We start from the raw sequence: 14,618 nt of genomic DNA, 5'->3' as shown, positions 1-14,618 counted from the left end.
CGCGCCTGATGGGCACTGACGAGGAGGGCGGATCCCGCCTGCTGGCTGAGGGCTACTCCGCCCATGATCAGGAACGGTGGGCGCCGGAGCCCCCGAAGACCAGTAGCAGGACTGCCTTCGAACGTGATCGGGCGCGCCTGGTCCATTCTTCGGCGCTGCGTCGGTTGGGAGCCAAGACGCAGATTCTTGTCGCTGGCACTGACGACTTTGCCCGCACACGACTGACCCATACCCTGGAAGTGGCCCAGATCGGACGGCAGATTGGCACCATGCTGGGCTGCGATCCGGACGTGGTGGACTGTGCCTGTCTGGCCCATGACTTGGGCCATCCGCCCTTCGGCCACAACGGCGAGCGTGCCCTGTCCTCGCTGGCCTCCGACATAGGAGGGTTCGAGGGCAACGCGCAGACCCTTCGACTTCTGACCAGGTTGGAGCCCAAGGTCTTCCACCCGGACGGACGTTCAGCAGGGGTCAACCTGACCAGGGCAGCCTTGGACGCTGCGGTCAAATATCCCTGGACCCTGGCCGAGGCCTCGGCTCATCCCAAGGGGGAGAGGACCACCAAGTTCTGCGTCTATCCAGATGATCAAGAGGTCTTCCGCTGGCTTAAGCAGGGGGCGCCGCAGGCCAGCACGCCTATGGAGTGCCAGGTCATGGACCTGGCTGATGACATCGCCTACAGTGTCCACGACGTGGAGGATGCCATCGTGGTCGGCTCATTCGTGCCTGAACGACTGGCTGAGCCTCGAATCGTCGATGGCGTGGTCCAGGCTGCCCGATCCTGGTATGGCGACCGCTGGGATGCCGACCAGCTGGTCCGAGCCTTGGAGACCGTCCGTGGCATGCTGCCGACGGGCTTCGACGGTTCACGCCGGGCGCTGGCTACGTTGAAGAACACCACCAGCTATCTGATAGGCCGCTTCGCCGACTCCGTGGAGGCAGCCACCCGAAGCCGCCATGGCCAAGGTCCGCTGACCAGGTACTCGGCAGGGCTGGTCATTCCTCCCCGGACCTCCTATGAGATTGTGGCTTTGAAGGGGATTGCCGTCTACTTCGTCATGGCTCCACGCGAGAAGGAACCCTTCCACGCAGAGCAACTGAAAATAGTGACCGACCTGGTTGAGGTGATGATGGCCGACTCGCCAGCACCCTCGGATGCTCTGGAGGATGTCTTCCTGGAGGATTGGCGTCAGGCGGGTTCGGATGGGGAGCGCCTGCGGGTGGCCATCGACCAGGTGGCCTCACTGACGGACGGTTCGGCGCTGGCCCTACATTCCTTGGTCTGCCCATAGGTCTGCGGCATTTATGCCGGGCGCAACACATCCTCCTGGGCCGGTAGGCTGGGTGTCATGTCCGGAATGATCAAGAAGGAAGACATCGAGAAGGTCAGAGCCAAGGCCGATTTGTATGAGATCGTATCTGAAAGCGTGACCCTGAAGCCTTCCGGTTCCGGTACTTACATGGGTCTGTGCCCCTTCCATGACGAAAAGTCTCCTTCTTTTTCGGTGCGTCCATCCATGGGGGTCTGGCACTGCTTCGGTTGCGGTCTTGGCGGCGATGTCTTCACCTACGTGGAGCAGGAGGAGAACGTCGAATTCGGCGATGCCGTCGAGATTCTGGCAGACAAGTACCAGATCGAACTGCATTACGAAAACTCCCGTCAGGACAAGCGTCGTGGGTCCAAGCGTTCCCGCTTGCTGGAGGCCAACGAGGAGGCCCAGCGGTTCTTCGTCTCGCAGATCATGAGCAAGGAGGCGTTGGCGGCGCGCAAGCTCTTGGCGGGCAGGACCTTCTCCCAGGCTGACAGCGCGCATTTTGGCTGCGGATATGCCCCGCGCGGATGGGACAACCTGGTTCGCCACCTGTCCACCAAGGGTTTCACTCAGCAGGAGATGCTGGATGCCGGACTGGCCAGGCAGGGGCAGCGGGGAGTCTACGATTACTTCAGGGGCAGGGTCACCTGGCCTATCAGGGATTCCACGGGCCGCACCCTGGGCTTCGGCGCTCGCAAGCTCTACGAGGACGACGGCATCAACGCCAAGTACATCAACACGCCTGACACCCAGCTCTACCGCAAGAATCAGGTGCTCTACGGCATCGACCTGGCCAAGGATGCCATCGTCAAAAAGCGGCAGGTGGTCATCGTGGAGGGCTATACCGACGTCATGGCCTGCCACCTTGCCGGTGTCGACACGGCTGTAGCCACCTGTGGCACTGCCTTCGGCGAGGACCATGCCAAGATCGTCCGCCGGCTCATCTCCGACGATGCCCTTGGTGCCATCCAGCTGGTGGGGCCGGTCCAAGGCTCCCGGGTGGTCTTCACCTTCGACGGTGATGCTGCCGGTCAGAAGGCCGCCCTGCATGCTTTTGGCCTTGACGGGAGCTTTCTGACGCAGACCTTCGTGGCGGTGGCTCGGGAGAATCTGGATCCCTGCGACCTGCGTATTCGTTACGGCGATGAGGCCGTGCGTTCTCTGGTCGAGCATGCCCGGCCGTTGTATGATTTCGTCATCGACACCGCCGTGGCCATGTTCGACACCCAGTACACCACCGGGCAAATGGGGGCGGTCAAGGCCGTAGCACCCATTCTGGCCCAGATCAGGGATCGCTCCCTGGTGGGGGCCTATACCCGCAAGACCGCCAGAAAAATCGGCGTGGATCTGGATCTGCTGCGCCAGGAGGTCAACAGGGCCCGCCGCAAGCTGCATGTGAAGGATCAGGATGCCTATGCGGTTCGCACTCCTCACCGCGGTGCGGGTGAATCGGAGGGTCGCGCGGGCCATGGCAGTGACGATGCCATGCAACGCCGCAGAATACAACGTGAGGATGCCCTTCGGCAGGGCTACCATCACATCGATGATTCTGTCTTCATTTGTGAGCAGCAGTTCATGGGCGTGCTTATCCAGATACCTAGAGCGGTTGGAGCGGATGCTTTCGCCCAGCTGAGTCCGGACAGTTTTGAGGTTCCGATTTTCCGCTCGCTCTATCGGGCTGTGCAGGCCGCCGGAGGGCTGCCTGACAGAAAGATGCCTCAGGGACTGTGGATGCATAATCTGACCAAGGCGGGCGGGCCCATGCTGGAGTCGGCCATCAATGAGCTGGCCGTCATGCCCCTGCCGCTGAATTTGGATAAGCAGGAGGATAAGCAGAGGGGTTCAGGGCCGGGCTCCAAGAAAGGCAATGAGGGGGGCGATCAGGGCGCAGGCTCTGATGACGTGGATGTTCAGCTGAAGCAGCCTAGCCCGGAGGAGCGTCAGTACGCCTCCGAGCTGCTGGCAAGGTTGCTGGATGCCACTTACATGCGGCTGATTGCCTCAGCCAAGCACCGGATGAACCAGTTGCCAGACGGACAGGAGAAGTTCAATCTTCTTGGCCAGCTCACCCAATACGAGACCCAGCGCAACGAATTGCGCAACCAGGTCTTCGGCAACGCCGAGTGAACTGGTGATCAGATAGGTTGGTCCTCCCTGTCCTTGTTGACATCTTTGCTTCCGAACAGGGGCGGGAAGGACTTGGGTTTTTTAGTTTCCTGTAAGGCGGAGAAGTAGAGCTGGGAGTTGATTCAGGTCATCACGGTGACCATAATCGCAGTCATGATGCCACCCAGAAAGGAATTCCTGGTGTGACGGTAAATCGCCTGAGCCTTCAGATGTAGGACGGCCAGTTGGACCAAGGGTGTCAGCATCCAGTCGGGTGTCTGCGTGTCGATACCAAAAAGACTGTTGGCTCCGATGACGAAGAAATATCCATATCCAGGTGCTACTACAAGCAATGCAGTAGCTTGAACAGCGACAAATCCATTGTTGATGCAAGGCAGAGTTTGAGAATTCTCCCTTGTTTATAAACCCGTAATGCCTTACAGATATAGTATTACTAGTAAAGCATGATAACTCACTCTTTGTCCCTACTTTGGCTGTATGGCACATTCTCAGGTACCGAGCGGGTGGGCGGAATACGCCGTGGTATTAGGCTTGAACATACAACGCCGAAGGACGGCTTTACATTACAGCCAAGAGTTCGTCGCCTATAATGCCAACCTTTCCCGATTCGCATATCAACAGTTGGAGCATGGTCAGTCGCGACCCGGGAGCCCAGCCAATCCCAGTTTGATCAACATAATGGCAGTTGCTCAAGTGCTTGATCTGAGTCTGGATGAGCTGCTACCTGATCCATGGCCGGATCTTCATGCCAAGTAATGCGCAGCAGCGCTATGCTCAAGACGAGCCTTGCCGATAGGGTGAATGCATGAATACGGAGCATCAAAAGGAAGAAAGCCGTGTTGGGTCGACTGACAAAGCCCGGCCTGCTGTGGGTCGCCGACCGCTTGCGGTTTTCTGGGACATGGACGGAACCCTGATCGACTCAGAGCCCTACTGGCATCAGGCGGAGGTCGATTTAGCGCGCGAGCATGGAGGAGACTGGAATGCCGACATGGGTTGGCAGGTTTCCGGCAAACCCCTGACCAAGGTGGCGAGGATGATGTGCGATCGGGGTCTTGACCTTCCTGAGAATCAAATTCCAGATCTGTTAATCGATGGAGTGATTGCTATGGAGGAGTGTCACATGCCTTGGATTGAAGGGGTTCGTGCCATCCTGACAGACCTGGTTAAGGCCGGCATCCCCTCGATTCTGGTCACTACTTCGCCACGACGTATGGCTCAGGGTGTGGTCGCTAAGGCACCCGAAGGGGCTTTTGCCGATTATGTCTGCGGGGATGATGGGCTGGCGCAGAAGCCTGATCCTGCCCCCTATCTGCATGCGGCCAGTCTGGTGGGCATCAACAGCCCTGATTCGATGGCCTCCTGCCTGGCCTTCGAGGATACCTTGACCGGCATCACATCGGCTGTGGCATCAGGAGCCACCACCGTGGCCTATACCGGTACCAACCCGGTCGACACCTCATCCGGCCCCCAGTTCACTTCCATAAACAGCTATAGGGGAGTCACCTTGGATAACCTGTCCGCGCTGATCGCCAAGCGACTGGGACGATCGGGGTCGCTGGACCTACAGACTTGTTGAATTGATGTAGTCAGTGCAGGGGCCGGTATTTTCGGCTGGAGCCGCGTGAAGTGGCCACCGGATATCTTTCGGCCGTCCTCTGCAGTTTATCCACGATGATTCGGTCCATATCCAGATTCAGCCGATCCGCCAGCTGGATGCAATAGGTGAGCACATCCGCCAGCTCGTCGGCCACATGGTCTTCATCTCCGTCCCTGGGATCATCCCCCCACTGATAGCATTCCAAGAGCTCGGCAGCTTCGATGCAGATTGATTTAGCCAGGTTGGCGGGCGTGTGGAATTGATCCCAGTCGCGCTCGTGCACAAAATCCATCACCGCTGTTTCTGTTTCCTTGCTGATCATGATTGCGAGCCTATCAGCCGGCCCTCCTGTCATCGGATTGGTGTGGGTTCGTGGCATAGTGAAAACCATGGATTCATCAAGCGCACCGCAGCCTGTGGTGATGACTTTGCCCTATGGAAATTTCAGGGATGAGGATTTTTCCAAGGCTATTGCCGAGTATAAGCAGGCGGAAGCTGTTGGCAACCAGGACAGCAAATTCGAGGAGAGGCTGCTTGAGGAGCTCTTCTTGCGCTATCCCACTGTATACATTGTCTCTGCCGACGAAAGGGACAGCAGCAAAAAGCATGGTGGTGGGCCCCCTTATGTGGTTTACGTCGGGGAAACCAACGACATCCGTTCTCGAACCAGGCAGCACATTGAGCTGGATCCACGGACCAGGACGGATTGGGAACGCTTGGTGCGATTCATGCGCTATCATCAGGACAGGGTCTGCCAGTACATTATCGGTGATCGCCACTTCAATAAGTCCTTGACTCTGGATATGGAAAACCGGTTGATGGGGTATATGCAGAGCGTCGATGCGGTCAAGCTGGTTATGAACCGTAGAACCAATGCTCAGGACATGTACTACACCAGCGATGAATTCGACAGCATCTTTTCCAAGGCCTGGCAGACCCTGCACGAAATGGAGCCCGATCTGTTCCCGGAAGAGAAGGCGATTCTGGATTCCGTCCTGTTCAAAGCCTCGCCCTTCCGCAAACTTACCGACGAACAACGGCGGGCTGAAGAGGCCGTTCTGCACGTGCTGGAGTCGGTCATTGTTCAAAATCGTGACGAGGGTTTCCACTCGTTGACGGAATCTACAGGACCGGTTCGGATCAACGATAAAGCTCATACCCAGGTTATTGTTGTTCAGGGTATGTCAGGGACTGGCAAGACCGTTTTGCTCAGTCATCTCTTCTATCAGATATGTGCAAGATATGGCATCTATGGGAACCTGAACGGCAAGGACGATAACCGTTCGGCAAAAGCCAGGCAGCGTTCCTACATCATTGTCAACCAGGTCGAGCAGGCTAACGTCTACAACCAGATGGCTCTGAAGCTGGGATTGCAAAAGCAACGCGGACAGTGCGTGGTTGGCGCGGTTCAGTTCATCAACCGGTTTAGCAAGCACACCAATCGAAATGGTCGGTCCACAGGCAGGGCAGCGGACCCCATGAATAGCGTCGATGCCAAGGCAGATGTGGTGCTGATTGACGAGGCGCACCTGCTGCTGACGCAAGGGTCGCAGAGCTATTCCGGAAGCAACCAGCTCTACGACATTCTGCGACGGGCAAAAGTGGCGATCGTGGTCTTCGACCCTGAACAGGTCTTGCGTGGATCCCAGTTCGTGGATGCCCAGGAAAGTCGACTTCTGGGATTGACGGGTTCTGAATCCGACAAAACCTTCTCGCGACCCATGCTCATCCGCGAAAGGTCACGAGACGGCCAGCATGAACGCGAGGATACCTTTCAGGTCAGTCATGTTCGTTTGGATCACCAGATGCGCATTCAGGCAGACCCCGCAACCTGCGCCTGGCTGGATCGGATGACAGCCAAGGATGGCGTCATTGGCCTCTTGCATCCGGATCCTTCGGAACATCCTTATGAGATCAAGGTGTTTGACTCGCCTACAGACTTGAGGAAGTTCATTCGTCAAAAAGACAGGGGGAAAAGGGACGAGGGCTCTTTGGGCCTCTGCCGACTCCTGGCCACCTATGACTGGCCTTATAGCAGCAAGAATCACCCGGATCCAAGCGATCCCTCCCGCCACTGGCAGGTTGTACTACGCCAAGAGGATTCAGGCCAGTGGGTTTGGGCCGAAAAGGGGCAGGACGGTGAAGGCGAATTTGCCATGCCCTGGAATTACGAGCTATATGAGGCACAGGGAAACTCTGCTGCAAATCACCGGATCGCCTGGGCCGAGTTGCCTTTCACTATTGATGAGGTGGGCTCCATCTTCACCATTCAAGGTTTTGATCTCAACTATGCGGGGGTCATAATAGGACCCTCGGTCACCTACAGGAACGGAAAGATCGAATTCGAACCGAAGCTCAGTTTTAACACATTGGCGACCAATCAGCGGTCGGAGCCGGAGATGAATCCTGTGGATAATCTTCGGCACGAGTTCAATGTGCTGCTCAAGCGAGGGGTGCACGGATTGGGGCTATTCGCGGTGGATCCCGAGCTTCGTGATCGACTGGCCTGGGCAGTGGGTGGGTTCGCCCAGGTCCGGGACTGACCAGCCTAACGCGCCTACATCGATTGAACGTCAATCAGCGGTATCATGTCCTGGGCCATGATCCATGGCCCAGGACATACCCATGAGAAAGGCGTAGGCGAGTATATGACGACGCGCAAGATCATCCTGGACTGCGATCCAGGTCATGACGATGCGGTGGCTATCCTTCTGGCCGTAGGCGATCCACGGATCGACCTGATCGGAGTGACTACGGTTGGCGGCAACCAGAGTCTGGACAAGGTTACCTACAATGCGAGGGCTGTGCTGGAGAAGGCACATGCGCGTCAGGTGCCGGTCCATGCCGGATGTGATAGGCCGTTGGTGCGTCCTCAGGAGGTGGCCGCTTCCATCCATGGCCAGACTGGTCTTGATGGTGTCGAGCTGCCTGAGCCTACCCGGCCCCTGGATCCTGGCCATGCAGTCGATTGGATCATCGAGACCATCATGCGCGAGGAGCCAGGCACAGTGACTCTGGTTCCGACTGGACCCCTGACCAACATCGCCATGGCCGTTCGCAAGGAACCCCGCATTGTCGATCGCGTCCGCGAGGTCGTGCTCATGGGCGGCGGCTACCATGTGGGTAACTGGAGCGCTGTTGCTGAATTCAATATCAAGGTGGATCCCGAGGCTGCTCATATCGTCTTCAATGAGCCTTGGCCGGTCACCATGGTGGGGCTGGATCTGACCCACCAGGCCCTATGCACTCCCGAGGTTCAGCAGCGCATCGAGGGCATCGGCACCGATTTGGCCCACTTCGTCAGTGGGCTCATGGACTTCTTCCGCAAGTCCTACCAGGACAACCAGGACTTCGTGGACCCGCCCGTGCATGATCCCTGCACTGTGGCCTATCTGATTGACCCCTCTATTGTGAGCACCCGTCGCTGCCCGGTTGATGTGGAACTGCGCGGGGACCTGACCTGCGGGATGACCGTGGCCGATCTGCGTGGTCCCGAGCCTTCTGCTGAGGACTGCCACACCCAGGTGGCCGTCAAGCTGGACTTCCAGGGATTCTGGGACCTGGTGGTCAAGGCCATCACCGCGATTGGATGAGATCAATGAAGACTTCGAACACAGCCGAACCCAAGAATGACAAGCACGTTGCCACGACCGCTGGTGGCTCCGGCGCCTCTATAGTCGCCTTGATGACGGCCCTCATGGCCGCCGTCTTCGCCTTCCAGCTCAACGCCTCCATGCTCTCGCCGGCCCTGACGACCATGGGGACCGAGCTCAATGCCAGCAGCTCCAGCATCGGTCTGACCCAGACGGTGTTCTTCACCTCCTGTGCGGTCTTCTCCCTCTTCCTGCCTCGGCTTGGCGATCTGGCCGGCCGCAAGAAGGTGCTGCTGGGCATGCTGAGCCTGACGGCCCTGGGATGCGTGGTTTCCGCTCTGGCTCCCAATGTGACGGTGCTCATGATTGGTCGCGTCATTCAGGGGGTGGCCGGTCCGGTCGTTCCCATGACCCTGATCATGCTGCACGCCGAAGTGACTGATGAGGCCCGCTACGCCAAGCTCATGGCCGTTTTGACGGCGGTCAACGGTGGCATCGGCGGCGTGGATGCCATCCTGGGTGGCTGGTTGGCCGGCACTTTCGGCTTCCGCTCGGTCTTCTGGTTCATGGTGGCCATTGCTGTAATCGCCGTACTCCTGGTGGCCCTCTTCGCCCGTGAGAGCTATGCGGACGATCGTCCTCGCATGGACTGGGCCGGTGTGGTCTTCCTCTGTATCGCCTTCCTGGCGGCCTACCTGGCCATCAATGAGGTCGAGAAGCTGGCCCAGGCGCGCTGGATTCTGGTAGTCGTCGAGATCCTGGTGGCTGCGGTCTTCTTCATGATCTTCTGGAAAGTCGAGAGCACCACTTCGGCGCCCATGGTCACCACCACCTATTTGAGGCAGCGGCGTACCTGGGGCCTGCTGCTGACGACTCTCACCACCATGGTCGGTGTCTTCGCCATCATGAACGGGATCGTTCCGGCTCTGGCCCAGGATGGCGAGGTCGGTGTCGGTCTGAAGGCCAGTATCGTCTCCTTTGCCACACTGACCCCATATGCCCTGGTTGGCCTGGTCTTTGGCCCGGTTGCCGGGATGCTGGCCTCGCGCTTCGGCTACCTCAAGGTTCTGAGGGTGGGTCAGCTGGTCAGCGTGCTGGGACTGGTCTTTGGCATCTACGTCTGCCTGGTTCCCAGCATCTGGAGTCTGGTGCTCCTCTCCCTGATCCTGGGCGTCTCCTATGCGGGTACGGCCAACATCATGCTCAACGGGCTGGGCGTGGTCCTGTCTCCTTCGGACAACACCGGCTATCTGCCGGGACTTAACGCCGGAGCCTTCAACCTTGGCTCAGGCCTGAGCTATGCGGTCCTCTATGCATTCATGAGCGGCTTGGCGGCTTCCGGTGGAGCCCGTACCGGCTATGTGGCGGCCATGATCGGCGGCGGCGTGCTGGTGCTGATTGCCCTGGCTCTGTCCTATCTGATTCCGGATCCGGAGCGAATGAACGACAAGTAATATTGCCATTTGATAGGGGTTCTGCGAACGCACTGATTCGCAGGACCCCTTTCCATGCTTCACTGGCATCCGACTCTATGAACATTCGACAAGGGCCGAAAGTCGGGGCCAGACAGGCTAGCAGCCAGTAAGTGCCGAGTGCCCCGACCATAGGCTCAGAAGCGGAAAATAGCGCCTGGCAAGGTCCTGTAAGCCGGGGGCGGGCGCGTAAACTAAGTGAGGAATTCGTTCGCCGGAGGTGACCATGCAACATCGGGTGATCGGACTGCTGAAAAACGAGACCGTCCTGGTCGTCGCGGCAGTCATCGCTCTCGTATCCTGCATCCTCATTCCTCCCGACCGGCAATATCTGGGTTACATCCACGTCAATACCCTCACCCAGCTGGGATCCCTGATGATGGTGGTTTGCGGATTTCAGCGCATCGGGGTCTTCCATGCCATCGGAGCCGGCCTGCTGAGTCGTGTCCGCTCGGTGCGGGGCCTGGCCTTGGTCCTGGTTTCTCTGCCTTTCTTCTCCAGTATGTTCATCACGAATGATGTGGCTCTGGTTACTTTCGTGCCTTTTGCCATCGCTGTTCTCATCATGGCCGGTCTGGAAAACCATGCCCTGCTGATTGTCACCTTGATGACCCTGGGCGCCAATGTGGGCAGTATGCTGACGCCGATTGGTAATGCCCACAACTTATATCTCAAGGCCCGCTCCGAGATGCCTACTGGGGAGTTCCTCCTCCTTATGGCGCCTTACGCCCTGGTTGCGGCCCTGATGCTCTTCCTGTGCTGCTGGTTTGCTTTCAGGAATCAACATCTGAACAAGTTCGAGGGTATGGATCCGCAAGAGATTCGCCGCAGCGTACTGGCGCCCAGGGAGGATGGGATACAGCCTCAGGTGAAAGAAATGCAGCAGTCCAGTGGATGGCGCATTGCTGTATACCTCATGCTCTTTTTTGTCTGTCTGCTCGGTGTGGCCAAGCTGATTCCCCAATGGGTCATGGTCCTGGTGGTGGCGGTGACTTTCCTGATCTGTGACAGGCGGGTCTTTCTGCATGTGGATTGGGGACTGCTGCTGACCTTCGTGGCTTTCTTCATTTTCATAGGCAATGCCAGGCGGATCCCCCAGTTCTACAACCTGGTCAGCAGCCTGGTCAATATCCATCCTTTGATCACATCGGTCCTGTGCAGCCAGCTCATCAGCAATGTGCCGACGGCCCTTCTGGTCTCAGGGTTTTCGACAGCCTGGCGCCCGATCATTCTGGGCACCAACCTGGGTGGGCTCGGCACCCTGGTGGCTTCAATGGCCTCACTGATCTCCTATAAGGCTGTGGTCAAGCAGTACCCTGACAAGAAAGGCGATTATCTGAAGATATATACATCACTTAATCTGCTTTTCCTGATTGTTTTGGTTGGCATGGCCCTGCTGCTGGAGTAGACTGCCCTCCATCAACCAAATGGTGCCGCTAGCATTGAGAGGGAGGCAGGAACGATGGAACCGGCCCCGTGCACATCTAAGCCCAAGGACACAAGGATATTGACCAGACGGAATCTTGGGGTTCTGGTCGGAATCATGGCCTTGGCCATCATGTCGCGGTTTGACTCCATCATCTCTCCTTCCGTTGCAGCCATCCAGGCATCCTTTCCTCATACCGATCCCTCCACCGTTGAATCGGTGGTCTCCATAGGCTCTTCGGCAGCTATAGTTTCAGCTCTTTTATTTGGCCAACTCTTGACCAGAATGAGTTTCAGGATTGCTGCCTGCATCAGCTGTCTGTGCGTCGCCTTGGGCGGCTTGAGCCCCTTGGTTTTGCACAGCAGCGTAAGCCAGCTTCTCCTGTTTGCTTTGGTAGTCGGGTTTGGCGTGGGTATCGCTACCACGGTTCTCCCTAGTCTGTCGGCCAGGTTCTTCTGCGGGAAGCAGTTGGCGGCGCTGATGGGGCTGGTCCTGGCTGTTCAGGATGGCTCTTCCATGCTGGTTCTTGCCCTGGGCGGTGTTCTGGCTAAGGGAGGGTGGCTGCACAACTATTGGCTTTATTTCCTGGCCTTGCCTGCCCTGGTCCTGGTCATCTTCATGATCCCCGGGGTCGGTGCCGTCGAGGAGGAGTCGGGAAAGGTCGTAGGTTCTAAAGTATCGTCCTCCCGAAAAAGCGGACAATGCTGGTGGGCTACCATTTCATGTATTCTTATCGGGTTTCTGAGCATTTTCCTGGTCGCGGTCCTCTACAACAAGCTCGCGGTCTACATAGCCAAGTACGGTCTGGGCGGCACCAGTGCAGCCGGGGTGGCCCTGATGTTCAACACGGGTTCCTCGGTCGTGATCGGGCTTAGTATCAACGGCATCAAGCGGATTTGTCGACAATGGACCATTCCGGTCGCCTTCCTTCTGATGGCCCTGGGCGCCCTGCTCTTCCTGACTACCCGCTCCTTCCCGTTGGTCTGCTTATCCGCCTTCCTGGTTGGTTCGGGAAGTGCCATCAATATGGCCACCTGCCCCTTCCTCCTGTCCAATCTGACTCCACACAAGCGCTATCCACTGGTCATGGGGATCTTTTCGGCCACCACCAGCCTCGGTTTTACGGCATCCACCTGGGCCTTCAAGGCTTTTTCATCAGTGTTCGGACTGAATCCGGTAACAGGCAGTTTCATAGGCATGCTGATCATTGCTCTGCTGGCTGCTGTCATTCTCTCGCTTGTCCGATTCCAGAGCTGTGTGGAATCGCGCTACATTGAGCAATAAGCCGCCCTTTAGGCTGTAGAAGTCAGAAGTTGAGGATCCTGCCCTTTCATCGCGACAGGTAGGGGTTGCCGGTGATGACAAACCGTCGTAGGGTCTCTTTGGCATGGGATATGCCTATTCGGGGGGTTGCCGTGATGGTCTCGTCCTGGGCCAGCCCTGCGGCTGCCAGGCGGATGGGCGGTTTCCTGAGGTCATGGCCGTAGTTGCGCTTGTCGATGTCCAAGGCCTGACAGAGCTTGGCGGGACCGTTGGTCAGTTCCTGGTCCGGGTGACGGCCGTGTCTGTGGCTGCGTAGAAGATCCAGACCCTGCACTGGTTGGCAGGCTCGAATCAGTACCCCGGCGCCGAATCCGTCCTCCTGACAGGAGATGTTCATGCAGTAGTGCATTCCATAGGTGAAGTAGACATACATGTGTCCGCTTGGGCCGAAAAGGGCATCATTGCGGGCCGATCGTCCATGATAGGCATGGCTGGCCGGATCTTTCTGATCGTAGGCTTCGGTTTCCACGATCCGAACCCTGGCCTGTTCACCTTCCGTCTCGTAGTCCCGGATGATCAGGCAGCCCAGAAGCATCCGGGCGGCCTCCTCCACAGGACGGTCCAGAAAGTCAGGGAAGACCAGGTGATCGTCCTGGCTTGAACCGGCTCTCATTCCGTTTGGTCCTTGCGGACCCAGACCGCGCGCTGGCCGCGTGATTCCGGCTGAATGCAGACGAAATTATCCTGGTGGGGCAAAGCTACGACCTGTGGATGGTCGTGATCGTAGGGTCCCTGGGCCTGGGCACCGCCTGCATCACCGACCTGGGCAAAGAAGTCTTCGGAGGCATCCTTGAACCAGGTCCATTCCTCCGGCAGATCCTCTTCGTAGAAGATCGCTTCCACGGGGCAAACGGGCTCGCATGCGCCGCAGTCGATGCATTCGTTGGGGTTGATATACAGGTTCCTTGGGCCCTCGTAGATGCAATCCACCGGGCATTCGTCCACGCAGGCCTTGTCCTTGACGTCCACGCAGGGCTGGGCAATCACGTAGGTCATTGATTTAGGCTCCTTCTTGGTTGGTTGTCTGCTGTCGCTACTTTCAGGAAGCATCCCTTTGGCGAAGACAGAGGTGTCAGCAGTATACTGGCTTTTTTATTCTTGACCGCTCTGCTGCTGTTCTCCACAAGTCCCTGGACCATACCCAAATGGATTGTGCAAATAATGGGATGGGCGTTGACGCTGTCCAGGAAGGGACATGAGGTCAGATACAGGCTTGATGAATCCGGTTCTGCCGTAACAGGAGCAAAACCCAGGGTGGCCAGAGTATCTAACAGTGTCTGCGTCATGCTCGATGACAGGTCCTTTTCTGCATTCCCTCTGCTTCGTCTGGCCAGGGCACGACCCCAGACCTGACCTGCTTTCAGTGCGGCTCTATCCCTGCTGTCAGTATCGGGGCAGGCGGTTTCCAGAGCCATGCAAAGCGAGGAGATCATATCCTCCCTGACCCGGTTCATGAATGTGGGGGAGTAGATGACAGCCGGTCTGCCTCGACCGGTTGATTGACCGTCGCTGTCTTTTCTCTGACGGACTGCTTCGCCCTGTTCGACCAGACGTTCAAGATGGAAACGAGCGGTCGTCGGATGGATGTCAAAGGCTTTTCCGATCTGCTGTGCGGTTAGACCTGTACCGGTCTGTTCGGCCGCCATATGCAGATAATCCAAGATTGCAGAACGGATCTCCTCCCCGCTTCTACGCTTGCCGTGGGCTTGAAATTCCTGACTCATCGATTAAATTGTATAACTATCAAATCAATTATCAACCCAG

The 14,618-nt window shown here is 57.6% G+C and carries 13 protein-coding genes; 8 read left to right on the top strand and 5 right to left on the bottom strand.

Going from position 1 to position 14,618, the window contains the following annotated elements; genetic code table 11:
* Window positions 1–8 precede the first annotated feature (8 nt).
* From ACNAOV_RS06335 to ACNAOV_RS06325, 3 genes are all read left to right on the top strand, one after another.
* Window positions 9–1,292 (top strand): deoxyguanosinetriphosphate triphosphohydrolase, encoded by a 1,284-nt coding sequence (locus ACNAOV_RS06335; protein ID WP_416517063.1) that lies wholly within the window; start codon window positions 9–11, stop codon window positions 1,290–1,292.
* A gap of 57 nt (window positions 1,293–1,349) precedes the next feature.
* A complete protein-coding gene (gene dnaG, locus ACNAOV_RS06330; protein WP_416517062.1) occupies window positions 1,350–3,440 on the top strand; it encodes a DNA primase in 2,091 nt (696 codons plus the stop codon).
* An 805-nt stretch (window positions 3,441–4,245) separates the two neighbouring features.
* Window positions 4,246–5,019 (top strand): HAD family hydrolase, encoded by a 774-nt coding sequence (locus tag ACNAOV_RS06325; protein WP_416517061.1) that lies wholly within the window; start codon window positions 4,246–4,248, stop codon window positions 5,017–5,019.
* A 10-nt stretch (window positions 5,020–5,029) separates the two neighbouring features.
* On the opposite strand, the gene ACNAOV_RS06320 is transcribed toward ACNAOV_RS06325, so the two are convergent.
* Window positions 5,030–5,362 carry a nucleotide pyrophosphohydrolase gene (locus ACNAOV_RS06320; protein WP_416517060.1) on the bottom strand — a complete coding sequence of 111 codons (333 nt, stop codon included), beginning with the start codon at window positions 5,360–5,362 and terminating at the stop codon, window positions 5,030–5,032.
* Between the two features lie 100 nt (window positions 5,363–5,462).
* On the opposite strand from ACNAOV_RS06320, the gene ACNAOV_RS06315 reads away from it, so the two are divergent.
* The 4 genes from ACNAOV_RS06315 to ACNAOV_RS06300 all read left to right on the top strand — a co-directional run bounded on the left by ACNAOV_RS06315 (window position 5,463) and on the right by ACNAOV_RS06300 (window position 11,513).
* Window positions 5,463–7,583, top strand: coding sequence for a DNA/RNA helicase domain-containing protein (locus ACNAOV_RS06315; RefSeq protein ID WP_416517059.1), 2,121 nt, complete (start codon window positions 5,463–5,465; stop codon window positions 7,581–7,583).
* A gap of 105 nt (window positions 7,584–7,688) precedes the next feature.
* Window positions 7,689–8,633, top strand: coding sequence for a nucleoside hydrolase (locus ACNAOV_RS06310; protein ID WP_046323844.1), 945 nt, complete (start codon window positions 7,689–7,691; stop codon window positions 8,631–8,633).
* Window positions 8,634–8,725: 92 nt separating this feature from the next.
* Entirely contained in the window at window positions 8,726–10,087 is a 1,362-nt protein-coding gene (locus tag ACNAOV_RS06305) for an MFS transporter (protein ID WP_416518167.1), read from the top strand.
* Between the two features lie 244 nt (window positions 10,088–10,331).
* Window positions 10,332–11,513, top strand: coding sequence for an SLC13 family permease (locus ACNAOV_RS06300; RefSeq protein ID WP_416517058.1), 1,182 nt, complete (start codon window positions 10,332–10,334; stop codon window positions 11,511–11,513).
* An 11-nt stretch (window positions 11,514–11,524) separates the two neighbouring features.
* Here the strand turns inward: ACNAOV_RS06300 and ACNAOV_RS06295 are convergent, their stop codons facing one another.
* Window positions 11,525–11,707, bottom strand: a complete 183-nt coding sequence (locus tag ACNAOV_RS06295; RefSeq protein ID WP_416518204.1) for a hypothetical protein — start codon at window positions 11,705–11,707, stop codon at window positions 11,525–11,527.
* Between ACNAOV_RS06295 and ACNAOV_RS06290 the strand changes: the two genes are divergently transcribed.
* A complete protein-coding gene (locus ACNAOV_RS06290; protein ID WP_416518166.1) occupies window positions 11,649–12,815 on the top strand; it encodes an MFS transporter in 1,167 nt (388 codons plus the stop codon). The two genes, ACNAOV_RS06295 and ACNAOV_RS06290, sit on opposite strands and share 59 nt — an antisense overlap.
* Window positions 12,816–12,861: 46 nt before the next feature.
* Here ACNAOV_RS06290 and ACNAOV_RS06285 read toward each other — a convergent pair whose 3' ends face one another.
* Genes ACNAOV_RS06285 through ACNAOV_RS06275 form a run of 3 tightly spaced genes read right to left on the bottom strand, consistent with a single transcriptional unit; the run spans window position 12,862 to window position 14,578 of the window.
* Complete coding sequence (locus tag ACNAOV_RS06285; RefSeq protein ID WP_416517057.1) at window positions 12,862–13,467, bottom strand: DNA-3-methyladenine glycosylase; 606 nt, start codon at window positions 13,465–13,467, stop codon at window positions 12,862–12,864.
* Entirely contained in the window at window positions 13,464–13,850 is a 387-nt protein-coding gene (gene fdxA, locus ACNAOV_RS06280; RefSeq protein ID WP_416517056.1) for a ferredoxin, read from the bottom strand. Before fdxA ends, ACNAOV_RS06285 begins: the two co-directional genes overlap by 4 nt.
* Entirely contained in the window at window positions 13,847–14,578 is a 732-nt protein-coding gene (locus ACNAOV_RS06275) for a helix-turn-helix transcriptional regulator (protein ID WP_416517055.1), read from the bottom strand. The genes fdxA and ACNAOV_RS06275 overlap by 4 nt, the downstream gene beginning before the upstream one ends.
* Window positions 14,579–14,618 lie beyond the last annotated feature (40 nt).

It is taken from the genome of Bifidobacterium asteroides (assembly GCF_048001765.1).
Taxonomy (GTDB): Bacteria; Actinomycetota; Actinomycetes; order Actinomycetales; family Bifidobacteriaceae; genus Bombiscardovia; species Bombiscardovia asteroides_K.
Note: the sequence above shows the minus strand (reverse complement) of the source record. Positions and strands in the feature narration are given on the sequence as shown.

Coding starts and splice junctions, on each gene's coding strand:
- ACNAOV_RS06335 (WP_416517063.1), top strand. CDS start 9: ATGGGCACTGACGAGGAGGGCGGATCCCGCCTGCTGGCTGAGGGCTAC.
- dnaG (WP_416517062.1), top strand. CDS start 1,350: ATGTCCGGAATGATCAAGAAGGAAGACATCGAGAAGGTCAGAGCCAAG.
- ACNAOV_RS06325 (WP_416517061.1), top strand. CDS start 4,246: ATGAATACGGAGCATCAAAAGGAAGAAAGCCGTGTTGGGTCGACTGAC.
- ACNAOV_RS06320 (WP_416517060.1), bottom strand. CDS start 5,362: ATGATCAGCAAGGAAACAGAAACAGCGGTGATGGATTTTGTGCACGAG.
- ACNAOV_RS06315 (WP_416517059.1), top strand. CDS start 5,463: ATGACTTTGCCCTATGGAAATTTCAGGGATGAGGATTTTTCCAAGGCT.
- ACNAOV_RS06310 (WP_046323844.1), top strand. CDS start 7,689: ATGACGACGCGCAAGATCATCCTGGACTGCGATCCAGGTCATGACGAT.
- ACNAOV_RS06305 (WP_416518167.1), top strand. CDS start 8,726: ATGACGGCCCTCATGGCCGCCGTCTTCGCCTTCCAGCTCAACGCCTCC.
- ACNAOV_RS06300 (WP_416517058.1), top strand. CDS start 10,332: ATGCAACATCGGGTGATCGGACTGCTGAAAAACGAGACCGTCCTGGTC.
- ACNAOV_RS06290 (WP_416518166.1), top strand. CDS start 11,649: ATGGCCTTGGCCATCATGTCGCGGTTTGACTCCATCATCTCTCCTTCC.
- ACNAOV_RS06295 (WP_416518204.1), bottom strand. CDS start 11,707: ATGGCTGCAACGGAAGGAGAGATGATGGAGTCAAACCGCGACATGATG.
- ACNAOV_RS06285 (WP_416517057.1), bottom strand. CDS start 13,467: ATGAGAGCCGGTTCAAGCCAGGACGATCACCTGGTCTTCCCTGACTTT.
- fdxA (WP_416517056.1), bottom strand. CDS start 13,850: ATGACCTACGTGATTGCCCAGCCCTGCGTGGACGTCAAGGACAAGGCC.
- ACNAOV_RS06275 (WP_416517055.1), bottom strand. CDS start 14,578: ATGAGTCAGGAATTTCAAGCCCACGGCAAGCGTAGAAGCGGGGAGGAG.